18 protein-coding genes are annotated in these 24866 nt (G+C 46.1%); 7 read left to right on the top strand and 11 right to left on the bottom strand.

Annotation, left to right across the window (positions count from 1 at the left end):
* Positions 1-101 precede the first annotated feature (101 nt).
* The 5 genes from B0I21_RS02145 to B0I21_RS02125 all read left to right on the top strand — a co-directional run bounded on the left by B0I21_RS02145 (position 102) and on the right by B0I21_RS02125 (position 7307).
* Entirely contained in the window at positions 102-2129 is a 2028-nt protein-coding gene (locus B0I21_RS02145; RefSeq protein ID WP_243835920.1) for a BCCT family transporter, read from the top strand.
* 121 nt (positions 2130-2250) lie between these two features.
* A complete protein-coding gene (locus B0I21_RS02140; protein WP_243835919.1) occupies positions 2251-3075 on the top strand; it encodes a response regulator transcription factor in 825 nt (274 codons plus the stop codon).
* 209 nt (positions 3076-3284) lie between these two features.
* Complete coding sequence (locus B0I21_RS02135) at positions 3285-3968, top strand: hypothetical protein (RefSeq protein ID WP_243835918.1); 684 nt, start codon at positions 3285-3287, stop codon at positions 3966-3968.
* Between the two features lies 1 nt (position 3969).
* Entirely contained in the window at positions 3970-6003 is a 2034-nt protein-coding gene (locus tag B0I21_RS02130) for a DUF4836 family protein (protein ID WP_133638683.1), read from the top strand.
* A gap of 11 nt (positions 6004-6014) precedes the next feature.
* Positions 6015-7307 carry a hypothetical protein gene (locus tag B0I21_RS02125; RefSeq protein WP_133638682.1) on the top strand — a complete coding sequence of 431 codons (1293 nt, stop codon included), beginning with the start codon at positions 6015-6017 and terminating at the stop codon, positions 7305-7307.
* A 255-nt stretch (positions 7308-7562) separates the two neighbouring features.
* Here the strand turns inward: B0I21_RS02125 and B0I21_RS02120 are convergent, their stop codons facing one another.
* From B0I21_RS02120 to B0I21_RS02085, 8 genes are all read right to left on the bottom strand, one after another.
* A complete protein-coding gene (locus B0I21_RS02120) occupies positions 7563-9008 on the bottom strand; it encodes a BT_3987 domain-containing protein (RefSeq protein ID WP_133638681.1) in 1446 nt (481 codons plus the stop codon).
* A 54-nt stretch (positions 9009-9062) separates the two neighbouring features.
* Positions 9063-10184, bottom strand: a complete 1122-nt coding sequence (locus tag B0I21_RS02115; RefSeq protein ID WP_133638680.1) for a DUF1735 and LamG domain-containing protein — start codon at positions 10182-10184, stop codon at positions 9063-9065.
* Positions 10185-10272: 88 nt separating this feature from the next.
* The gene (locus tag B0I21_RS02110) at positions 10273-11310 is read right to left on the bottom strand and encodes a glycoside hydrolase family 18 (protein ID WP_133638679.1); all 1038 of its coding nucleotides are present in this window, start codon (positions 11308-11310) and stop codon (positions 10273-10275) included.
* 63 nt (positions 11311-11373) lie between these two features.
* Positions 11374-12996 (bottom strand): SusD/RagB family nutrient-binding outer membrane lipoprotein, encoded by a 1623-nt coding sequence (locus B0I21_RS02105; RefSeq protein WP_243835917.1) that lies wholly within the window; start codon positions 12994-12996, stop codon positions 11374-11376.
* 9 nt (positions 12997-13005) lie between these two features.
* On the bottom strand, positions 13006-16341 hold the full coding sequence (locus tag B0I21_RS02100; RefSeq protein ID WP_133638678.1) for a SusC/RagA family TonB-linked outer membrane protein: 3336 nt from the start codon (positions 16339-16341) through the stop codon (positions 13006-13008).
* Positions 16342-16552: 211 nt separating this feature from the next.
* A complete protein-coding gene (locus B0I21_RS02095; RefSeq protein ID WP_133638677.1) occupies positions 16553-17662 on the bottom strand; it encodes a FecR family protein in 1110 nt (369 codons plus the stop codon).
* Positions 17663-17745: 83 nt separating this feature from the next.
* Complete coding sequence (locus B0I21_RS02090) at positions 17746-18318, bottom strand: RNA polymerase sigma factor (RefSeq protein ID WP_133638676.1); 573 nt, start codon at positions 18316-18318, stop codon at positions 17746-17748.
* A 165-nt stretch (positions 18319-18483) separates the two neighbouring features.
* Positions 18484-18837, bottom strand: a complete 354-nt coding sequence (locus tag B0I21_RS02085) for a DUF2200 domain-containing protein (protein ID WP_133638675.1) — start codon at positions 18835-18837, stop codon at positions 18484-18486.
* A gap of 185 nt (positions 18838-19022) precedes the next feature.
* Between B0I21_RS02085 and B0I21_RS02080 the strand changes: the two genes are divergently transcribed.
* Positions 19023-19376 (top strand): hypothetical protein, encoded by a 354-nt coding sequence (locus tag B0I21_RS02080; RefSeq protein WP_133638674.1) that lies wholly within the window; start codon positions 19023-19025, stop codon positions 19374-19376.
* A 135-nt stretch (positions 19377-19511) separates the two neighbouring features.
* Here the strand turns inward: B0I21_RS02080 and B0I21_RS02075 are convergent, their stop codons facing one another.
* Positions 19512-21032, bottom strand: a complete 1521-nt coding sequence (locus B0I21_RS02075; protein ID WP_133638673.1) for a GH3 family domain-containing protein — start codon at positions 21030-21032, stop codon at positions 19512-19514.
* Positions 21033-21241: 209 nt separating this feature from the next.
* Between B0I21_RS02075 and B0I21_RS02070 the strand changes: the two genes are divergently transcribed.
* Positions 21242-21715, top strand: a complete 474-nt coding sequence (locus B0I21_RS02070) for a DoxX family protein (protein ID WP_133638672.1) — start codon at positions 21242-21244, stop codon at positions 21713-21715.
* A 78-nt stretch (positions 21716-21793) separates the two neighbouring features.
* Here B0I21_RS02070 and kdsA read toward each other — a convergent pair whose 3' ends face one another.
* Both kdsA and recQ read right to left on the bottom strand, forming a co-directional pair.
* Positions 21794-22609, bottom strand: a complete 816-nt coding sequence (gene kdsA / locus B0I21_RS02065) for a 3-deoxy-8-phosphooctulonate synthase (RefSeq protein ID WP_133638671.1) — start codon at positions 22607-22609, stop codon at positions 21794-21796.
* A gap of 17 nt (positions 22610-22626) precedes the next feature.
* Positions 22627-24816 (bottom strand): DNA helicase RecQ, encoded by a 2190-nt coding sequence (recQ, locus tag B0I21_RS02060; RefSeq protein WP_133638670.1) that lies wholly within the window; start codon positions 24814-24816, stop codon positions 22627-22629.
* Positions 24817-24866: the final 50 nt, after the last annotated feature.

Here is a 24866-nt window from a genome sequence, read left to right as displayed (position 1 = left end):
ATCGGTCTAGTTTTTGCGTATAGTGTTTAGCATTTTCCTGTTTCGAAATGAACCGTAGTGCTATAAGCAAAGGCGGGTAACCTCTTTAAAAAATGTCATACATGCGTTTAAACAACTTCATAAAAAACAATAAGAGCAGTTTTGTACCCGGGATCATTATTCCGAGTTTACTCTTTATTGTTTGCACATCCTTATTGTCGGTATTCTTTCCTACGGCCACCGACTATTATTTATCCATCGTAAAGAATGCGCTATTCACGAACTTGAATTGGTTGTATGTATTGGTCGTAACCCTCTTCGTTTTCTTTCTTCTTTTTTTGTTTTTGAGCAAATACGGAAATATCAAGTTGGGTGCGAATGATGCAAAACCCGAGTTTTCCTTTTTCTCATGGATTTCGATGCTCTTCGCAGCTGGAATGGGCATTGGCCTTATGTATTTCAGCGTTGCCGAACCCTTATCGCACTATGCCGACAGCTCCTTGCAAGGGCTATCGATGGAGGAGCGTTCGAAGGACGCACAATTGTATACCTTCTTCCATTGGGGTATACATGCCTGGGCGATATACGGCGTTGTTGGCCTGAGTCTAGCGTACTTTACCTACCGCTATCGTTTACCACTATCGCTTCGGAGCTGCTTTTACCCACTGCTAAAGGACAAGATAAACGGACGCGCTGGTGATGTGGTTGATATGTTTGCCCTATGTAGCACGTTCTTCGGGATTACCACGACACTGGGATTCGGCGTCATGCAGTTGAGTGCCGGCCTGGTTCATATTGGCATATTGCCCCATGTGAGTTTTACCTATCAGGTGATTATTGTGCTCGTAATCATGACCATATCCATAGCTTCTGCCACCTCGGGCGTCGCCAAAGGTGTAAAATTCTTAAGTCAGCTCAATATCGTTGCGGCTGTAATTCTCTTACTATTTGTCCTTATCTTCGGACCAACGACCTTCTTATTTGGCAGTCTGTCAGAAGGTATTGGCTACTACATCAACGCCTTTTTCAACCTGACTTTCAATACCCACGCCTATGAACCAGAGCGCCAAGAATGGTTTTTTAACTGGACTATTCTGTATTGGGCGTGGTGGATCTCTTGGTCGCCCTATGTGGGGCTTTTTATTGCAAAGATTTCGAAAGGAAGAACGATTCGCGAGTTTATAGGAGCCGTGCTGCTGATACCAACCTTGTTTAATTTCCTTTGGATGTCATTCTTCGGCAATAGCGCCATATGGCTTGATCAGCACCAAGCCCAAGGATCGCTCTCGGCCATGATTGATCAAGCCGACCTCTTACTGTTCAAATTTTTTGAATATTTCCCCATGTCGCATGTCGTCAGTATATATTCGCTATTCATCATTTTTATATTCTTTGTGACATCGGCGGATTCGGGCATCTATGTGATGAACAACATCTCATCCAACAACGCTGAGCAATCGCCCAAATGGCAACTGACATTTTGGGGCGCTATGTTAGCCATCGTCTCTTTGGTATTGTTAAATGCGGGCGGACTCCAAGCCTTGCAAACCATGACGCTAATCACCGCATTACCGTTTGCCATCATTATGCTGTTATTTTGCTACAGCTTGATCAAAGGTTTATTGATCGATTCGGAGTATTACGACCGTCCCCTCTCCCATGCAACAAGTAGCTGGTCGGGCGCATTTTGGAAAGAAAGGCTAGAACGTATCGTGGCCTATCACGAGAAAAAGGATGTAAACCAATACTTGGTAAAAACGGTGAAACCTGCTTTCGAAGAGCTAAAACAGGAATTTGAAAGCAATGGGATCATAGCGAAAGTAGAAAGTGCGCTCAGCACATCACCCCATTTTGTGGAAATCAAAATCCAACACGAAAACATGGCAGATTTCATCTATGGTGTAAGGAATGAAGCCAAAACGGTTTCTGACTACCTTCGGAATGAAGGCAATGCTCCCGATATTACCGATGAACAGACCTACGTACCGCATACCTACTTCGGCGATAATCGTGCAGGATATGATATTCAATATTTCACTAAAAACGAAATGATTAGTGATGTGCTGAAGCATTACGAACGCTTTATTGCGCTATCATCCGATCAGAAAAATGAAATCTTTCTGGGACAAAATCTGCGCGAAACAGATTAGCGCAAAAAGTGTTAAAAAATGTTAAAAACTTAATTGCATATACGATATCTCTTGGACCGCCGTTTATAATAGAAAGCAAAAAGAAAATTTCATAATTTCATAATTTAGGTTAATAATTGGTTTGGTAAATCCTGGAGCGCTCAACTCCGGGATTTTTTTATGCTACGAAGATAGCGATCGCCATAAGCTAAAAAATGGCGGATTTCGGGGATATACGATTGTTGATTTGATCCGTACCTTTACATCACAGTCGGAAAACGAACAGCGCACTGCGGATGACGTTTCTTTGCCGCCTGCTTACAACACTATGGTAAAAATTGCAATTACGGATGATCATCCTCTTTTGTTAGAAGGATTGAAGAACGTGCTCGCTACAGCGCCACATATTGACGTGGTGGGCGGATATGCTACGGCGTCGAGCATGTTGGAAGGACTGGCAACGCGGCCGGCCGATATGCTGCTGCTTGATATCAACCTACCGGATGCGAATAGCTTAGCGCTGTTGCCCAGTATACGGTTATCATTCCCAAACATGCATATCATCATCCTGAGCGTTCATAACGAATACGCGGTAATAAACGGTGTCATGCAGGAAGGCGCAAATGGTTATATACAGAAAAACGCATCTGCTGACGAAATCTTGGCAGCGATAGATGTGGTTTTAACCGGCAAACCATTCCTTTGTGCACAGTTACGCAAAGTTGTCGAACAGAAAGACCGCGATGGCTTGAACACGGTACCGCGGTCAACTAGGCGCGAAAAGGAAATACTTGCCGAGGCGGCTAGCGGACTCACCACAGCACAAATCGCCGATAAACTGTTTATCAGCCCCCACACCGTCGAAAGTCACCGCAAAAATCTGATCGAGAAATTTAAGACTGCAAACTTGAGCTCAGCCATTACGCTGGCTATCGAATATGGTGTCATTCGGCACAACCCGCGGTAGACTGGAATAAAGCGTATATCCAGATCAGCATACTGCTTCGGCTACCGGCTGATCTGATTAACAAAAAAACAAGGGAAACGCTGCATACATTGGCTTTCTTTTTGCTCCGTCTGCATACATTATTAGCCATCTTCTACACAGACTGATGTATACGTATTAGCGGCTAAGCAGAGAGAAAATGGTTACACATACCAGCAACACAACATAATATGAACGGAATGAAAGGACTTTTCCCCTTATTGCTTGCTACTTTAAGTTGCTGCCTTCTTACCGGCTGCTTCGATTTGGTGGAACAGATCGATATGAAACAAGATGGATCAGGAACGATAAAAGCTACGCTGAACCTCAGCAAAAGCAAAACGAAGGTGGCCTCTTTAATGCAAATGAAGTCGGTGAACGGCATCAAGATACCCTCGCAAGCCACTGTGACAAGCGAAGTCGAAAATGCCGTCAAAAAACTGAAGGCGACTAAGGGCATCAGCAACGTTCAATACAGCTTGGACTTCACAAACTTTATCGCCACCTTATCCTGTAACTTCACGTCTATCCAGGCCTTAAACGAGTTTAGCAACACCTTGTCCAAACAGTTTAACACCAAACTCATAAGCTACAATAGTTATGCATACAACCGCGCAACGCGCGTCTTCTCACGGAGCTACACCTACGCACCAGATATCGCCAAACAATTTGCCAAAATACCAAGCGAAGATCGACAACTGTTCAAAGATGCGTACTACACAAACATTATCAGATTCGAGCATGCTATCCAATCGCAGGTCAATAAATCGGCGAAGGTATCAAGCAACAACAAAGCCGTATTATTAAAAATTCCAGCCACCAACCTGATCAACGGGTCGACAACTTTAGCGAATACCATTACTTTAACAAAATAACATGATCGCCTTAAAAAAATACCTCATTGGCCTCCTTGGCTTGGGTTTTTCCAGCTTAACATATGGGCAAGATTTAATGCAACGTATCCCCTCCCAGGCCGATATGGTTGCTGTGCTGAACAATCAAGCCATCGTGAAACACAGCTCTTTGGAAAAACTGAATGAAGTCTTGACCACGCTCGGTGCTTTTGATGCCCTACAGGATGGGCAGCAGCGCCGCGTCAATACCCTAGAGGACGTTGACCTGGATTATGATCGTAATGCCTACGTGTACCGAACAAACACCGATAGCGCGTATTATGTGGGGATATTAATCCCGCTAAAGGCTGGACACGAAATCGAAAAAAGTATGTTTTCCGAGCTCACGCCCAGCACCCTGCCTACTGGCCTTAGACAGGCCACGGCCAAGGACGGAAAAACGCAGCTTGCGTGGGATAATAATAGCCTGCTGATCCTCACGGGCAATTACAAAAGTCATTATTTTAGAAACGATAGCGTTGCGGCGGCTTATGGTATCGAATTGCCAGCTTATGCAAACAATCTGTATGATAGCGTTGCTACCGCTTTCGATCCGGCTATTGACGGTATGGGAGATTTCGGCACTAAAATCCCGGATACGCTTATCGACAGCATTGGAGACTTAGCATATAGTCTCGCCGACGGGGATACCCTTGCCGCCGCGGACACAGCCATGCAAATAACGACAGAAACGTCGTATGATAGTATTGCCCCGCCCGCGGACTGGGATGACTATGCCTATGCCGACACCGCGGTCGCTTACGATGATTATTACGACACCCAATATGATAGCTATAATGATGATAGCTACCAAGAAGAAATGATCCGTAATGCAAAAAACGATTCTATAAAGAATTCCCTTTTTCAAGTATGGATAACAACAGAGGTGGAACAGCACTTACACCTAACAAAAGCGTCAATCGTCCATAAGCAAATTGGCAAGTACGATAGGAACAACACGCTACTGCATGTGTGGGTGAAAGACCTCAATGAAGTTTACCGCGACGCGCTGCCCTATGGTGATCTTAGCGGAGGTTTTGGCATCAATATGCAGAACCTGAATTATGGTTATCAAGATGCTGTGCTGGACCTTGTTCAAGAAAAAAACGTACTGAAGGTTAAGGGTTCCGTGGGCCTGGATAAGGATATTCGGCAGCTATTCGCTAAGATGTATACAAGCAAAGCGAATCGAAAATTTGCGAAGTATATCCCCGAAAAGCATCTGGGTTATTTGTCCCTGAATGTAAGTACAGAAGCTTACCTCAATGGCATCCCGAAGCTGTTTGAACGCTGGTATGCCCCCGTGCTGCCATCCTATGAAGATTTAATCAACATCGCTGGAGTGGGCATACAGATTGCGTTGGATGAAAAAGCAATAGCAAAGGTCATGCGAGGTGATCATATCGTCTTTATCAATGATCTTAAAAAAGTAACAACAGACTATATAGACTACGAATACGACGAAGAATACAACTATAAGGAGGTTAAAAAGACCAAGGAGGAAGAGATTCCGAATTTCCTTTGGATGTTCACCTCCGAAGATCAGCGGATCTATAAACGCCTACTGCTATTTGCCGAGAAAAAGAATCAGGCAAGCCAATCCGAAGGAGTTTTTAGGATATCTGAACATGAAAAATCAATGCCTATATACATCTTCTTTAAAGATGACCTCGTTTTTGTCGGAAACGATGAGGAACAGCTAGTGGCTATTAAAAACAATCAATTTAAAACCAGTAAGGATGCCTCCGTTAAAAAACAAATTTTCGCCAACAACATGACCGCTACGGTCCACACGGCGCAACTACCGGAGGTTATCAATAAACTAGGTATTCCGATCATGGGCAACGGCACAAAGACCGTCGCTTCACTTGCCGACTACGGCGACATTAGCATACGGGCAAACGGATTAAAAAAGAATAGATTAGAAGGCGAGATTTCTGTGGCTTTTCCCCAAAAAGAAAACAATGCGCTGCAATATCTTCTTCAAAGCATTATCGATACCCCTCCCTTGAACTAGCTATCAGCTCCATGAAAAAAGTTGCCGGAATTGTACTGGGCGTTATTGCCGCGATCATCGTCGCGGCAATATCCATTTATTATATACGAGATTATCAGGCTAAACGTCAACTGGTACATAAACATAGCACATCATTCCTCATCCTGTCCATAGATGAACTACTCATCGATAATATAGTCCCGCTGCTGCGCACCGCATCCAACGATACCCTGAATACGGGTAGAGCCAAATCACAATTTCTGAAAGATGTGTGGCATACCGGTTTGGCTATCCCCGCAAAGTTGTTGCTGTTTAGTTTACCAAAGGATCCAGGCATTTTTTACAGCATCCATCAAATTAAGGATATAGAGGATTGGAGCCGCTTTGTGAACAACTATTCAGAATCGGGCCCGCCGCAGCAAAGTACAGACAGCAATACATTTCGTCGGCTGCACCGATACATACAGGTGGCGACAAAAGGCGACCGGGTTGTGTTTCGATTTGGGGCAACAGATGCAGACTGGACCGACGAAGCGTACGCCTTGCTAGATCCATCGGAAAATCTGGTAGCGCTTACCCAACTTGAATCGTATCGTCATGTAGCGAAAAAAGGTCATATGACTTATTGGCAATCCGATGGTCAACTTGCGGTTACGGCAGAGCTTGCAGACCAAAAACTCACTATCGATGGGCATGGGCGCCTCGGAAAAAAAATACAATCCGGTCCTTATAGCGTTCGGAAAATGAATAGTGAGAAAACGGCCATCGCATTTTGGAGCAGACTGCCCATACAGGCTACTCCGATAATCGAAGCGACCATAGCTCGTTTTGCGGATGGACTTACCACAGGTTTGTTCCAAACCCCGCCAAACTATGTAGACCTCCTCGTGAGCAAGGAACTTGTCCTTCAGCGAGATTCCATAGTGACCTATGAATACGATGATGATTTCAATCCTATCGAGACAACAACCGTACAAACCCTGGAGGTACCACGCATCGAAAGCCTGTGGAAAGGAGGTGCAGATCTTGATAAGCAGCTCCCTGATCAGTTTTTTTACACGCTTCATCGCTATCGCGAGGCGGACGCGGTCATGCTCACTACACAAGAAGGTAGTCCCCAGCCCCTCCATTATGAGCAAAATCCATATATGTTTATGCTTCGTTTAAACATGGTAAATTGGCCTGCTAACTGGATGACAGCAGCTCTCCGTAGATTGCAGCGAGCGAGGTTCATGGCAACATTGTCCGCCATACCGAATGGAGATGATGCCGTGACCATAGGCGGCGAAATCGTCTCAGACGAATCACTGTTATCGCTTTTTTAAAAGGCTCGTCCGAAGCCACAAGAAGCCCGGGCGAGCACGTTTTTCTACATTGGTATCGTCTTAAAACGAAACGTAGAAGCGTAAATCATGGAAAAAGCTTTTCTGTACACGCTGCTTCAATGCGCAGATCGCCTTGTATCTGGTCGGCCGTACCTCCCTTGTTTCTTTTGCGCTGAGAAAAAGCGCCGGCAGCCTACCGGACGCTTTTCAACAAACGGCTACCTAAACAAATAGACAGCCGATCGGCTTTACATCTTATTCGAAAGCATATAATTCGCCAAATCCAGGCATATACTGTCCGTATTGCGTAATCCTAAACCGGAAGTAGCGCGCCTGTACCGCTGTATAGAAACTCAAATTCCGGAGCTGAGGATTGCTAGCTGTACCGCCCGGCATGCTGCCGGAATAGGAACCTTGTACTAGCCAATTAACACCATCATTACTCGAGGAAACCTCCATAGCGGTCACGGCAGAGACGAATACCGAACTAAAATAATTCCAATACCTCGGCGTGAAACTAAACCCCCGGATGTTTTTTAAGGTTTGCATGTCTACCGTGAAAATGACATTTGCGGCGCCAAATGCCGAATGCCATCCGGTGGCCGGATTATTATCGAAAGCCATCGCCGGTATTCCTCCGGGGGCATACTGCGTATCTGTCGAACTGGCCGTCGCTGTCCAGCCGCTACGATCCACGCGACTGCCCGACGGTGCAGGATTCGCCGGATCAATATTTTGAAGGGCTACGCTCACCGTAAAATAAGCAGCGCCCTGCGTTTCATGTGGAGGTATCGGCCCTTCATCAACAACACCTACTGGAAGCATGTAATCACGACCCGGCTCAAAAGCAGTCGTATTGCTCAACGCAAGGCTAAATGCTGTTGCTGCTTCCAATGCTCCAGCGCCAATAGAAACAGTGCTCGGGTTAAGGGTAAAGGTTCCCGCGGGGAATGCTTCATAACGGGTTTGATTGACTTGGTTATAATCGGCCAACCAATCTTGCCGAGCTGCAAGACCAACGGATAACGGCTGTGCAAATACGGTACTTAGTGCTGCCGTAAGTTGAAGGTTGCCGTTTACCACGTCACCCGCCGGTGTCCTGTTGATGCGAATGGCCATCACCCTATTTTCCGGCATGCCATTCAGCTGCATTGTGATCGGCGCGAACCTGATACGCAGATACATAACTGCGCGGTTACTGCTCAACGGCAGGTTGGAGTCTGTACCCAATAAACGTACGGGTAGCACATACTGCTTCGTCAGGTCTAAGCCTGCGGCCTGCGATCCCAGTGTGACGCGCAACGAATCGACAGAGCGCTCCTGCCCGCCGGGAATGCGCACCTGGCCGTTGCCTTCCAGTGCAAAACTACCGTCCGGAAAGCGCGGCGACTGGGTATTATTTTGCCGGTCATAATCGGCAAGCAGCGACGTATCGATACTTGCCGTCACCTGCACATCCCGATCATACGCCCGGGTAAGCAATACGGGAAAGGCTGTTCCCGATCCGGCCAACACCTGGCGACGAGCCGTAACAAAGGTCGCATCCATGCTATTCGCCGTTGATCCGGTCGGCATATAGATAATTAAATCTTGCGGCAAGGCCAGATCATGCTGTCGGCAACTGCTCAGCAGCGCGATCGATAGCAATAGAGCCAAGCAATGCGCCCTACTGGCACAGCATTGTTTTATATATCTTTTCATATGTACATCATCATTACATGAGCCCAGTTGGCTCGGTTAGTATATTCGTTCTTTCTATTCACAGCGCACGCCCGGCACCCACACAATATCGCGCATGGCAACCGCATCACGGTTGTTTCCACTGATATCGCGGACTGTACGCCCTTCCGCATCATTAAATTTCCAATACCCTATTAAACCGGCGCTGGCTGGATCTACGCCGCAGCGCCCGTTGTTAATCTCGGCCTGTGATAGCGCCCTTGACCATATCCTTGCTTCGCTAATAGCACCGTCCAAATAGCGCCCTCCTGCAGAATAACCAAAGTGGAATCCACCGGCCCACATGCTGGTTAAATCGATGGTGCGGCTTACGGCAAGGCTTCCCGCCAGTTGTCCATCCACATACACCCGCATCTGGCTTCCGTCGTAAACTGCTGCCAGATGGTACCAAGTATTTGTAGTAAACGAGTAATTTACATTGATACCGCCTACCTGCATCACATTGGGAGGAACGGTTACGTCGCCGAAACGCATCAAAAACATCTCCTCAAGCCCCATCACCGAACTTATAAATGGCGTACTGGTTGCAAAACTGTTTACCATCACACGCGTTTCCATGGTGATGTTTTGCATCGCCCGCAAGGCATCGTTATTGGTTGAAAAATCTACTCGAAAATAGTTTCTGTTTGTTAGCGATGCAGCACGCGTTATAATCACTTGGTTTAGGATCAGATAAACCGTTCTTGACGCTTCGATAACGGGCATGCCCGCGGCACTGCGAATCGTGATAGGCATCATATAGGCCTCGCCCACTCGAAAGTGTTCCGTTCCGTGTACCTGAAACGCAATAGCATCGGACACGTTCGTGCCTGGGGTTATTCGCACCCGATTTGCTGATAGCGAATACGCCGCCTCCGGAAGTGCTTTATAGGCCGTACCGTTTTTAGCGTTGTAGGCCTGAATTAAAAGGGTATCCACACGAATCTCCGCAGATACTTCACGGTCTACAAGACTGGAAGATGTTATCGAAATGGCCTGTGCAGCGCCTGAAGAATCTACAGCTAAACGGGCGACCGGATTCGTTTCGGCCATCGTTAAGTAAATAGACGGTGTATTCGGATTTTCCCTTTTACAGCCGGACAACATACTTCCAATTAGGAAGATGTTTATAAGGAAATAAACTATGTTCAGTTTCATGATCGTACTGTTTACAATTTGTCAAATGATACAGGGATGCCCCATTTACAAGATTATCCCTATTAATTTCATCAGGATATACACCAAGCTAGCGGACAGCGGGATTCAAAATTTGAATAGCGGCCCTTGTCCATCTATAATCTGGATTATTGGAATATTCATATTCGGCATGGTAGGTGCCAATACCTCCTTTTCTTCCCTGCACCGGATTCCAATACGCCATACCGAATAGCGAAGGCATAACTCCTCGTACCGGATCGGTGTAATTAGGCCCTCCATTTTCCCAACCCACACGCTCCTCAAAATTTTCGGTCACGATATATTTATGCGTTGGCAACCAAGCGACGCCACGATTGTAACGGCTTTGCAGGCTGGTGGGGCCAGTCGTTCCATAAGCCTGCGATACCGCGTAGCTAAGACCTGCCCCTGCCTCGGCAGATATACGATACCACTCCCCATCTACAATCAGCAATCTATCCGTTCCGGAAAGTGGACCGAAGTACTTCGACAGCGTTTTGATGAACATGGCGTATTTCCGTTGATCGGTCAGCAATCCCCAATTACAACCGCAGACAGTCGGCTCATGATCTAGGTCAATGCCATCCAATTGGTTTTCGTCCACGAAATCACGTAATTTGGTTGCCACAAGTTCGAACCCGATAAGAAGCTGCTCATCTCCACGATCAGACTGGTTCGCGAATGAATATGAACTCGTAGCGGTGCTTGAGGTGTCGCCCATCCGATTCAGAAAGGCTGTATCGTCAAATTCCACCATCACAAAGCGCGTCCCTTTCTGTCGACGAATACGCTGCATGGTTTCATGATTGTAGGAACCCATCTGGGGCGGCCCGCCCCAAAGACTGACGATGTCTACAGAATCCGGTATATGATCAATGATATTAACGGCTTCCGCATTGCCCGGCGCTCCTATGCCTCCCCACCAGCCAAAATAAATCTGGTGATCACTTTTCTTGTATGCGCGTAGATTCGCATAGTATTCTTCGCTTTTTTCGAGAAACAAACGAGCTACAGGCTCCGCTTCTGGTAAATTTTGCTTTTGGCAGGCTCCCAGTAGCAGTGCGCCTGCAAGTACAAATGCATATACTATTATCCTTATATCTTTCATTTTGTCATTTTTTTCGTAATCGTTCTAATAATGTCCACCTTGGATCTTTGACACTACGGATTGTTAAGGCTTCGCATCCCACCACAGCCGCGTACCGCCATTATCCGGGCCGCCCAAAAGCGTTAGCGCATTTGCGACATTAGCCGCATTTTCCTGATATTGCTGTAGCGGATAAGGTAATCTTCGAACCTGAATCTCCGTATTGACTGTTCCATTGCTTCTGTTTAGACCAACGGGAAAAATCCTAGGATAGCCAGTGCGCCTAAACTCCGCCCAGGCCTCTGCACCATTAGGATACATAGCGATCCACTTTTGCGTAATGATGCGCTCCAGATTTCGCTCAAAACTTCCCGCATTCTCCCATGGAATAGTGACATCAGTACGGGCAGCCATACTGTACCGATTTCCCACCGAGTGATCCACATAATTAATGGGTCTGGCAGTAGAATTGGTTAAATAATCGGCCGGCATCGTGACGCCTTGTTCAGCAAAAGCCAGTCGTATACCTTCTTCATAAAAACTTTGTGCCGTACTCCCCCCCATATTCCAGCCGCGTAGTACTCCTTCGGCACGTAGAAAGGATACTTCAGAAGCGTACATCCAGGGTAACGCTGTATCATCAGCCACATTCAACGTTGAAAACGGTTGGTAAACAGCTGGTACGACTTCAATGCCACTTCGCAGGCCTACATAAACCCCGGGGCGGATAGCAGAGGTCTGAAAGAATCTGGCAATGCGCGGATCGTTATAGCCTCTTAAATAGGAATCCATAGTAGCTCCCATCCGCAATTCGTTATAACCGTGCGATAAGTGAAACATTGGATTTCTAAAATTTCGTCCTGGAATTGCCTTTTGCAGGGCAGCATCAGTTGTAGTCATTAACAGGCCAGCCGGATGGCTTACCGCTTCTTCGGCAAAGCGCTGTGCGTTTGAAGGATCCACATAGGCCATCCGCATAGCCAGCCTTAGCTTTAACGAGTTGGCATACTTGGCCCATTGTACGTAATTGCCCAAATATATTTGGTCGTAAGCCGCCAAAGGCGTTCCGGCATTCGCACCCAACGCATGCAAGATATCCGCAGCACGTCCCAATTCAGCGATGGATGTCCTATATATACTTTCTTGACTGTCAAATGCCGGCGTGAAAGTACCTGTCGGAATTTGAGAGTAAGGCACGGGGCCGTAACTATCCGTGACACGCAGCATGCCCGTAATTTTGATAAGTTGGGCAACGGAATATTGGAGCGAATCTCCAGACAATTCCGTCGCATCTCTAATCCGCGTCCAGCCCGCCATAAGGACACCGGTTAGCCTGAATTGTTCGTTAACCCAACCCAAGTTAAATCCATAGGTCAGGTTATTTGTATTGCCGTTCCAGTTATTCGCTTGCGCCATATAACCCGAATAGCAGTCTGCAGCCAAGCTGTATGCTAGCTGATAGCTATTGATAAAATTGGTTTGACCAGCGGGATCGCCGGCGGGCATTACTGCGTTAACCATATCTGGAAAATTCCGCCCTACTAAGAAACCGTCGGCCAGCTGCTGTTCAAGCGTCGCCAAATACGGGTTTGTATTGTAGCCCTCGTATCTCTTCGTGCAGGAAGCAAGTGTCGCGATGCCTAACAGGCAAGCTAAAGAAGCTCGTATAACGTTATGGTATTTTTGATAATATCTCATGATGCTCATGTCAAAATTTTAAAATTGCGCTCTTATACTAAATCCGAAAGTTCGGTAGCTGGGCTGCCTAAAATAGTCGATACCTTGTCCGTAGGTCCCGGTGGATGCCGTCGTTTCCGGATCAAAAGGAGATTTATTGTAAAACATAAATAGATTTCGTCCTGTTACGGATACCCGCAATTCTGGGCCCTTGTCGTTAAGCCATTTACGGGGAATAGTATAGCCAATTGCAGCCTCACGTAAGCGTACATTCGTCGCGCTGTAAATATAATACCCAGCCATACCATCTGCCCCCATTCCCAGTAAATTGTAATAGCCCTGAACATTCGGGTAGCGCGTACCATAAACCATAACGCCGCCGTTATCCCGATCGATAGCTGATTGTTCGGAAACACCAAATCCATCCATAATGGCTTGGGTGTAGGATACACCAACGCCGCCAACACGTGCATCAATTAGGAACGACAAGTCGATTCCTTTATACGAGAACTGGTTGTTCCAACCGAATGTAAAATCAGGAATGCCCCGGCCGATGTACCGTCGATCTAGGAGCGTTGTCTGTCCGATCGACCCATCAACTGGGTTAATCCAGAGATTGCCTTGATTATCCTCGCGCAGCACACGTGAAATATAAAAATCAGCCATGGTGCCGCCAACTGTTAATACGTTTTGAAAATCGCCTAAACCGCTCACCAAACGTTGTTCATTCACATACGGCTCTCCGGTTGCCGGATTTAAAAAGCCATCGGAAAGGCGCATAATACGGTTTCTGTTCAAAGAGAAGACAAGCCCAGACGTCCAGTTCAGTTTTCCAAATTCACCCTGATGTGATAACGTTGCCTCAACTCCTCGATTTCGTATATCCCCAGCGTTGTAAAAAAAATCTGTAAAGATTCCACTCGCTATCGTAGGCTGTTGAAGCAGTTGATCCGTAGTGTTCGATTGGTATACCGTAGCATTTAACGATAAGCGGTCGCGTAGGAAGCGAAGCTCTATACCAGCTTCATAAGAGCGTGTGCGCTCAGGTAGGTAGTCTGGGAAAGGTGCTGGCCGAAATCTAGTGTCTATCGTTTGATACACTGCATTGGCTATGCCAAAGCGCGGCGGATTACCAACTTCGGCATAAGAGAACCGCACTTTAGCAAAAGAAATGACATCTGGTGATACGTTCCATTTATCACTCAATACGCCGGACACACCTACCGATGGGTAAAAATAAGAGGAAGTGGTTGCCACGCCGGGGGGCAGTTGCGATGGCCATTCGTAGCGACCCGTCAAATCCATAAAGAGCCAATTATCATAGCCGAAATGTGCGGTTGCAAATACCGATTGCAATTCTGTACGGAGATAAGTCTGTGTAGGCGGATTACTTGTATTTTCCTGAACGGAATAATAGTTAGCTAACGTAGTAAGATTCCCTCCAGCTCCTAAACCATCCATCGCATCGTGCTGGTAACTACCACCCACATTTGCGCGAAAGCTGATCCGGTCACTGATATTTTTTCGAATGTTGGCGATTAGGTCTAGGTACGTATTTTTATTGGAGGTCTTGTTGGTGCTGTAAAACCCAAAATCTGATGCAAACAAGCCGCTTGTACTGGCAGGTCTGATCGTTTCGCTTTGCGTCAGACTATTGTCTATTCGTACACGACCTGTTACATCCAACCAGTCAAACACCTTATAGTTGGTCGTTACACTCATCATGTAGCGATCGATATTATTGCCTGCCTGCTGTGCATCCGTAATCCAATAGGGGTTTTGCATCGAGAGCCCCTGATCGCGATAGGGCCAAAATTGCGTGTTGAGCAGGCGGCCGGGGTTATAGCGGGAATACACTTTATATGTGTTGAAATTATCCCCTGGTGGGAAAAGATAGATCGGCACGATGGGGTTGTGGTATTGGCCTTGTGCGACCATATTATTGTCGTTTAATTTCACATACATCGCGCTGAAGTCCGCAGTTAGGCGTTCGGTAAGCTGTGTATTGTGCCGCAGCGCAAAATTATATCGGTTAAACGTATTGTTTCGAATAATGCCTTCCGCATTGTTTGATCCAGCAGAAAATAACGTCTGGCTTTTTTCCGTCCCTCCGCTTACGCTTACCGAATTAAACACGTTGAAGCCGGTCTGAAAAAAATCCCGTGGGCGATAGCTTGATGGCTCAGCCAACTTCGGTCCCCAACTTGCATATTCATCGCGATTAGCCTGCCCGTAGGTATTCTGAAAACGCGGCATCACGAAAGGTGAAAAAAAATCGGAACTGTGCGAAAGATTTATCCGAATCTTACCGACTTTTCCTTTCTTTGTCGTAACGAGAAGCACGCCGTTAGCACCTTGATTTCCGTAAAGAGCCGTTGCTGAAGGGCCAGTCAGTGCGGTAATCGTTTCAATGTCTTCGGGATTAAAGCTAGCAATACCTTCCCCACTCACCGGGCCGGCAAAGGGGCCTTCAGATTGTCCACCATTGTTATTGGGAATAGGGATACCATCAATCACATAGAGCGCATTATTGTTGCCGGCTATAGACTTTGTACCTCGCATAACGACACGCGTTGCACCGCCTACTCCGGATGAACTGGCATTGATGGTCACCCCCGCAATTTTTCCGGTCAATGCATTGACAAAGTTGGCATCTTTATTCCGCGTCACCTCTTCTGCTTTAAATCCTTGCACGTTATAGGTCAATGCTCTCACGGATTGACGAATTCCCAGAGCGGTAACAACCACCTGCTCCATTGCTGTTTCTTCTTGTTTAAGAACGATACGTAATTGCTGCTCCCTTCCTACGCGAACTTCCTGGCGTTGATAGCCAATGGACGTGAACAGCAGAATGTCGCCTTCATCTGCATCCAGTTCAAATGCACCTTGTGCGTTACTGGAGGTGCTTACATTACTCTCCTTATTAACGATAGACACCCCCATAATAGCTTGTCCGAGTGTATCTGTCACGGTACCTCGAATGCGAATGAGCACGTCAGCCACCTGCTCCTTACCTTTTTTGTAACGAATGGTGATACTATGGTCGTTGATATCATAGTGGATCGGTAACTGCTTCAACGTTTTTTCCAAAGCCTCGTTCACGGTAGCATTGGTGAAGGCAACGTTTATTTTTTTATGCTTCGGAATGGCTTTTCCATCATAGATAAGATCATATCCGCTCTGTTTTCTTATTTCTTTCAAAACAGATTCGAGAGAAACATGCTGTTGATTTATCGTTATCTGTTGCTCTTTGCTGTTCGCTGCAAGGGGCATCATGGCCAGGATAAACATGGCCATGGTTATCCGCATAGTAAGCAATATTTTCAGGCATAGCGTCCCACCTACACCCGTTATAATGGAGTATTTTTTATACATTTGATCTGTTTGGTTTATAGCAGTATACCCCAACTTTCCACGGCACGGGTCACTGCAAATGAATGAGTTAGTTTTCGAACGATCAGTTCCAAACGCAGGCCAGTGATGTACTATACATTGCTGGTCTACTTTTCTTCGGGTTATAAATTGCTTTGTTTCATAATGTACATATATAGGTTTATAACTATTCTTTTTTATGCTGCTTGATGGGCTATCGCACAAAGACTTTTCGACCTTCAATCTTAAAACGAACAAGGCCCGATGATTCGATTAACTTCAACACAGATGATAAATTTCTGTTTCGCGATACCCATCCCCTTGCTTCGATATGCTCCGGTAAAGAAGCATCATATATGACCTCCACATCGTACCAGCGTGCTATTTTTTGCATGGCCTTCCTAAAATCCTCCTCATGGAAGTTAAAGTCACCTGCTTTCCAATCTATTACACTTTCGATATCAGCCTTTTCGATCCGAATTTCGCTCCCGGTATTGATACACTGTTCACCAGGACGCAGCTGATACTGGTTTCCTTTCGCTAAAACTTGGATAGCGCCTTCCACAAGTGTTGTGCTTACAGCCGGTTCATTTGTATAGCTGTTAATATTAAATTGTGTGCCTACCACCCGAATTTCTTGTTTTTCCGTTACCACAACAAAGGGGTGCTTTTTATCGGGGGAGACATCAAAAAAAGCCTCCCCTCGCAGGACAACCCGGCGCTCTTGATTTTCCGCAAACGCCGTGTTGTATGTGAGGCTGGAAGCCGCATTGAGCCACACTTTGCTTTTATCGGGCAATGTTATGGTATAGGTTTGACCGTTGCTGGTCGATAGCGTATTCCACTGCGCCGGACGATTTCCCACTGGATCTATCTGGTAAATAAGTTGGCCATCAGCTGTCTTATTAATTCGGAGACCATTTATATTGACGATTTCGCCGTCCTGGTCGGCGCTGAGGTTTATTTTCGTTCCATCTGCCATCGTTAAGGTTGCTGCTGTATCGCCTGGCGCGATATCATTCCCTAGACTCACCTCCGAGGCCGGTAGAAATTGGTCATTAGCATCATCATGCAGTAAATGAATAGCCATTGTCAAAATAATGCAGGCCGCAACGGCCATCATTACCCACTCCTTAAGGGTGGAGCGGGGTGCACCAGGCAACATCTTGCGTATTTCCGCTAGTTGCTGGGCTCGCGCTTCTTCGCCATAACCCGAGCTGTCTGGCACCTGCAGATGCTTGTACCATTGTTCAACCGCAGCACGTTGTTCGGGACTGGCACCTCCCTTTATATAAAGACGAAGTAATTTTTTTGCTTTCTCCATTGGTTAACGAGGTTTGCGTAATGCACCCCTATATACCTAAGACAAGGAACTCGCATGGTACAAGTATTGTATTCTTATTTTTTTTAATAGAGCAGAAATAGCAGGAAATACAGAGAGCCCAATTTCTTACGCAAAATCTTTAATACATTAGTCATCTGCTTGGCAACGGTATGCTCGGAAGTACCGAGATGTGCGGCAACTTCCTTATGCGACAGCCCCTTCTCTCTACATAGGGTGAACACTTCCTTCATCCGCGGAGGAAGCCGATCTACTTCTTGTTGTATGGTGGCACGTAATTCCTTCTCACGAAGCTGTAAATCAATGAGGTCATGCCCCTCTTGAATAAATTCATTTAAGGAGGATAAATAGGAATTCTCCTTTTTTCGTTTGTAGATAAGATTGAGGGATCTGTTTCTGACGGCGGTGTACAGGTAATTGGCCAAGCCCGTAGTAAGCGTTAGCGCATCTCGCCTTACCCAAAGCTCTGTAAAGAGCTCCTGAATAACATCTTGCACGTCTTGCGCTTGCCCAAGTTTTTTCCAAGCGTGGCTTTGAAGAGCGGTTTTGTAGCGGTCGTAAATCTCCAAATAAGCGGTATGGTCTCCTTTTTTCAGAAGAGCCATCAGTTCAGTATCGTCTATTTTAACATAATCCATTACACAACTCGCTGTTAACAAAATATTAAACTGCCAACATAGAAAATTCGCCTATAATTGCATTGGTTTTCAATATCAATAAAATATTTACAAATACCAACAAAAAAAAACTTTAATCCCTATGTATAGTTGTGATAAAAGGACGATACTTTTGAATTATTTAGGCTATTTCCTACGTATTTTATCCATAGACTTTCCCTTTGCCAATTCATCAATCAGCTTATCCAAATAGCGAACTTTTTGCATAATTGGGTCTTCGATATCTTCTACACGGTAACCACAGATCACACCGGTTATTTGCTGTACATTCGGATGCATTGCCGGGGCGTCAGTAAAGAATTTTTCAAAATCAGTTTTATTATCGAGAATACCTTGCAAGGCCTTATGATCATACCCCGTCAGCCAAAATATGATTTCATCTACCTCCGCTTTCGTTCGTCCTTTTCTCTCTGCCTTTTGCACGTAATGGGGATAAACACTAGCAAAGGACATTTTGTAAACACGCTCTACATTTTTCATAACGTTCGTCTTTTTAACAAAGTAAGTGAAAAAGTTGGAGATAGAAATATGGGCAATGCTATGGCCTGCATATTCGCCATGGCTGAGGGCCAAGGATAAGCCTGAGGTATCCCTGCCAGGCACCGTTACGCGTTATTGAACGAATTCGGGATACGCGGGTTCTTAAAGAAACCAGGAGGAAAAAAATGAGAAACGTAAAGGAATCCAATATGTTCATTAGCCTTGCGCTAATTCACGTAGGCCATACGCCGCCGGCATTTACCCATCCCGAACCCAATGAGGATGATCACGGAAACACGCCGGAGCCTGATGAGGCTGATAAATTTCCCGAGGAAGGCGATGAGGTGGAAAACATCCCCCCTATGCAACCGGACGTCGATCCTTTGGAGCGAGAGAATCCTGATGTTGAGGAGTTGGAGGATAATGAACCCTTACATCAAGAGGACGAAGACCCGGAAGCGACATTAGATCAGCAGGACTTAAAGCCGACGGGTGAGACCATTGTCGTCGACAGACGAACCGGCAAAGATGAGCTTTAGCCGCATTAAAACTCCGCAGCTTCCATTTTTGTTGTGAAATTTGAAGCTGCGGATCATTTTAACGTGTATCATTACAAAACGCATTTCCCCCATGTTGCGCCTTTTCCACCGATGTCACCCCAACAAATTACGTGGCTATCTTAGACCAGCAATATACGCCTCAAAAGCCTCAAAATCTTCCTGATTCATCACTCTAGGAATTTTAGCCTGTCCGCCCATTTTCTTATGTTGATTACTCCATTCGTGAAAATACGTGGTCGGAACGACGTGAAGCTCCATACCATCGAGCGCCTGGTTGCGGGCAACTTTGAAATTTTTATTGCTCGCCTGCAGCTCCTGATCCAAGAAGTCACGCATCTCCGCATTCGGACAGTCCTGGTCAGCGCCAATATACCATGTATTAAGCTTTTTCCCTTCACGCTGAACGGTTGCAACAACAAACTCCTTGATCTGCACTTGAAACTTATCCTGCATCTTTTGAATGGCCGCATTCATCTGATGCACGGATAGCTGTTCGCCGACCACATTTAGGAAATGCTTGGTACGCCCGCTGATAATGATTTCCGCTCGCTCCTTGTCCTTGACGATGACGGTATCGCCAATCATATATCGCCACGCACCGGATACCGTACTGATCAGCAATACATATTCCACATGTTCTTCCACATCGGCGAGCGTCAAAACCCGAGCGTCCTGCCTAACCCGGCCCGAATCATCCATATTCGCTTCTTCAAATGGCACAAATTCAAAGAAAATACCGTTGTCTACAATGAGGGCCATAGCATCCGTGTCGGGGCGTTTTTGCGTCGCCAAGTAGCCCTCCGATGCCAAGTAGGTATCAATATACGTGACGGGGCGAGCAAAGAGCTTCTCAAAGCTCTTCTTGTAGGGTCCGAAAGCGACCCCACCGGTCGTATAGACCTGGAGGTTTGGCCAAAGGTCATGGATAGTATCCACCTTATTTAACCTGACAATCTCTTTGAGCAACAACTCGGACCAAGACGGAATGCCCGACATACTGCCTACATCCCATTTATGCGCTGACTTGGCAATGCGCGCCACCCGCTCATCCCAATCTTTGCTGGCCGCGATTTTTTTGCCGGGCTTATAAAATTTCCGGAACCACAAGGGCAAGTTAGCTGCTGAGATACCGCTGATTTCGCCCGCTAGAAAACCCTTTCGTTCCTTTAGCTCCGTACTGCTTCCTAACATCATGATATCTTTTTCAAAAAAGTCAGCTGGCAGATCAAAATTTTTCAGACTCAGAATTTGCTGTATGCCGGCTTTTTTGATGGCATCCAACATATCGTCTGTAACAGGTATAGCTTTGCTGTTGCTGGTCGTACCGCTGCTCATCGCGAAATAGCGTTGTCCGCCCGGCCAGGTTACGTTCTCGTGGCCATCCTCCAGATAGTGCCACCACTCTTCATACAACTTATCGTAATCGAAAATCGGCACGCCATGCTGAAACGCCGTAATCGGATTCTCCGCAGCAAGCATGCGCTCGAAATGGTAATGCCGGCCAAATGCGGTGTGCTTGGCGTTGGCCAGCATGCCGAGTAGCACCGCCTCTTGCGCCTCCACCGGCGATGGATCTTTGCTGATTAAACCATTAACGTTAATTGCCCGCTTTATAATTTCTCCAATAATTGCCATAGTGTTTTACAGAGTGATTTACATGTTTCCCTATAACACGTTCAAGCCTCATTTTAGTTTTTAATTATCATAAAAGACTTACCTAGACTGCCCATAATGGTCAATAGATTGAAGTGCTCAGGCCAAGAGTACGATGAGCGAGCAAGCTATCCAACAAAAAAAACAAACTTACACGCAGCGCTTTCGTTCTACTAAAAAGTAGCAGCACTATGCATCACTCATCCCATCAGAACAAGCTAAGCAACGCACAGCAAACTGCGCGTATCATACTCGGATTATTCCTGCTATTTGCCGGTATTGGGCATCTTAGCTTTGCCCGCACAACGTTCCAGGCGCAGGTCCCTGACTGGGTTCCGTTGGATAAAGATCTTGTGGTACTTCTCTCCGGCGTGGTAGAGATCGGCTTAGGCCTGCTGGTTATTCTTTGGGGACATCGGTATCAAGCTGTCCCTTGGCTGCTTGCGCTGTTTTTTATTGCTGTGTTTCCTGGCAATATCGCACAGTATGTGAACGAACGGGATGGATTTGGGCTCAATACAGAGGCTGCGCGCTTATTAAGGCTCTTTTTTCAGCCAGTATTGATTTTATGGGCGCTGTGGAGTATGGGGGCCATTAGCTGGCGAAAGCGAACGGAAATTAAAACCACCGTGGGCACGGATAGCTTTCCGTCGAAAATGAAATGATACGTATTGTCACTATCCATGCTGTCTTGCTGCGCACATAGCGCGCGTCAGCAAGACAGCATCACGTTGTCCTGTATACTATAATATGGCTTCGCGCACGCGCACCAACTTTTCGATCAAACCTTCTAAAAGATCCAAATGCAGCATATTAGCACCATCTGATTTTGCTTGCGCGGGATCTGGATGTGTTTCGATAAATAAACCATCTGCCCCGACCGCGATAGCTGCTTTGGCAATAGTTTCAATTAGGGCCGGCTTACCACCTGTTACGCCCGATGTTTGATTAGGCTGTTGCAGCGAGTGCGTGCAGTCCATAATAGTAGGCACTTGGAAAGCACGCATTTCCGGAATGCCACGATAATCTACGATAAGATCCTGATAACCAAATGAATTACCGCGATCTGTTAAACAAACCTTATCGTTACCAGAATCCTTGACTTTATCGACGGCAAACTGCATAGAAGCAGCCGAAAGGAACTGTCCTTTCTTGATATTGACGACTTTACCAGTTTGCGCCGCAGCCACCAAAAGATCCGTTTGCCGACAAAGGAAGGCGGGTATCTGCAACACGTCGACATAGGCTGCTGCCATTGCCGCCTCGTGACTCTCATGAATATCGGTAACGGTAGGCACGCCAAATGTCTTTCCGACCTTCTCCAATACTTTCAGCGCTTTCTCATCGCCAATCCCGGTAAAGGAATCAACACGCGAGCGATTGGCTTTACGGTAAGAGCCTTTGAAAATATATGGAATGCTGTACTTATCGGTTATCGTAACAATGCGCTCTGCAATACGCAAGGCAATATCCTCTCCTTCAATAGCGCACGGACCAGCCATCAAGAAAAATTGCAGTGAGCCGCCATTTTTTATGCCTGGTAAATAATCTTGAATCATAGTGTGTTTAATGGTGATTAATTTCCTAATTCCGACATGAATTTTATACGCATCAGCTGTATATCCTCGAACGTGTAATCTTCTTCGCCCAGTTCTGCCAACGCCTCTTTTATCGAATCGATTTCGGCCGTACGAAAATAATCGTACACCTCATCTTGCCGATCCCGATCGATCATTTCATCGACGAAATACCCGATGTTGAGTTTTGTACCTGAATTCACAATAGATTCCACTTCTTTGAGCAGATCTTCATAGCTTATTCCTTTAGCGGATGCGATATCTTCGAGTCCGATCTTTCGATCTATATTCTGTATAATAGAAACCTTTAGTGCCGATTTATTTGCCGCGCTTTTTACCACCAAATCCTGTGGCCGGTCGATGTCATTATCCTGCACATACTGCTTGATCAGTTCGACAAATGCAGCACCAAACTTAGTGGCCTTACCGGCGCCAACGCCTTGTATTTGTTTCAGCTCTTCCAAGCTTACCGGATAGTGCGTACACATCTCATCCAGGGAGGGGTCCTGAAAGATGACAAACGGGGGCAGTGATTTTTGCTTAGCCAGCTTTTTCCGCAACTCCTTCAACATGTTAAGCAGTTCCAGATCAAGTGCTCCTGCAGCGCCTCCTACATCATCGCCCAAATCTTCGTCCGATTTTTCCATCGGACGGTTCAGGATAAATTTCAAAGCATATGGGTTTGCCAAGTATTTACGACCACTTTCCGTCAAGATAAGCAAGCCATAGTGATCGATATCTTTTTTGATAAAACCATTCAATTCGGCCTGCCGGATCAACGACTTCCAGTAGGTAATCCCCAGCTCTTTGCCTTTACCGAATAAGGGGTGGGTATCGTGTTTATAGGAGGATATGGGCTGGTTATTCTGTCCAATCATCACATTGATGATGTGATGATCGTCAAACTTATCGCCCTGTTCTTTCAAAAAGCCTAAAACTTCCAGCAAGGACTTTTCGGCATCGAAGTAGGTCTTTTCTGTACGGCAATTGTCGCACATATTGTTACAACCGGTCTCGTCAAACTGTTCGCCGAAGTAATGCAAAATCTGCTTCCGGCGACATACCGAAGATTCGGAATAGTCGATGACCTCTTTCAGGATTTGCGTTCCGATCTCACGCTCCGACACCGGTTTATCCTTCATAAACTTCGTGAGCTTTTCGACGTCTTTCTCCGCATAAAAAGCTAGACAATAGCCCTCGCCGCCATCTCTACCTGCACGACCTGTTTCCTGGTAGTAGCCTTCCATAGATTTCGGGATATCATGGTGGATCACATAGCGTACGTCTGGCTTGTCGATGCCCATACCGAAAGCGATGGTGGCTACAATAACCTGCACATCTTCCATCAAGAACTTATCCTGCGTATCGGCACGCGTTTTGGCATCCAATCCCGCATGGTAGGGTAAAGCCTTTATTCCGTTGATATTTAAAACTTCGGCAATCTCTTCTACCTTTTTTCGGCTTAAGCAATAGATGATACCCGTTTTTCCAACATTCAGCCGGATAAACTTCACAATCTCTTTCACGACGTTTTTCTTCGTGCGAACCTCGTAATACAAATTCGAGCGATTGAACGATGATTTAAAGAGAGTAGCGTCGTTCATCTGCAAGTTCTTACGAATATCAGATTGAACCTTTGGTGTAGCTGTAGCAGTTAGTGCAATGATTGGAATACCATCGCCAATACCGTTGATAACCTGTCTTATTTTTCGGTACTCCGGGCGGAAGTCATGCCCCCATTCGGAGATACAATGTGCTTCATCTACCGCTACAAATGACACTTTGATTTGTCGGAGGAACTGCGTATTTTCTTCTTTCGCCAACGACTCTGGTGCCACATAAAGTAACTTGGTTTTTCCATCAGTCACGTCTTGTCTCACTTTCGAAATTTCACTCTTATTCAATGAGGAATTCAAAAAATGGGCAATACTTTCATTGCCGCCGAACGCCCGCATCTGATCGACCTGATTTTTCATCAAAGCAATCAGTGGGGAAATGACAACCGCTGTCCCCTCGCTCATCAGAGCAGGCAGTTGATAACAGATTGACTTTCCTCCCCCCGTAGGCATAATAACGAACGTATCTTTCTTATTCAGGATATTCGTTATAATAGCTTCCTGATCCCCTTTGAATGTATCGAAGCCGAAAAATTCCTGTAAATTGTCAAATAGTGATTTTTCTATTTCCATTGACTGTAGCACAAAAAATTAGATGGACCTGTGACTTTAATGCGTCTTAA

It is taken from the genome of Sphingobacterium paludis, assembly GCF_004364125.1.
Taxonomy (GTDB): domain Bacteria; phylum Bacteroidota; class Bacteroidia; order Sphingobacteriales; family Sphingobacteriaceae; genus Sphingobacterium; species Sphingobacterium paludis.
The sequence above is the reverse complement of the archived record's forward strand: the minus strand, read 5'-3'. Positions and strand labels throughout refer to the sequence as shown.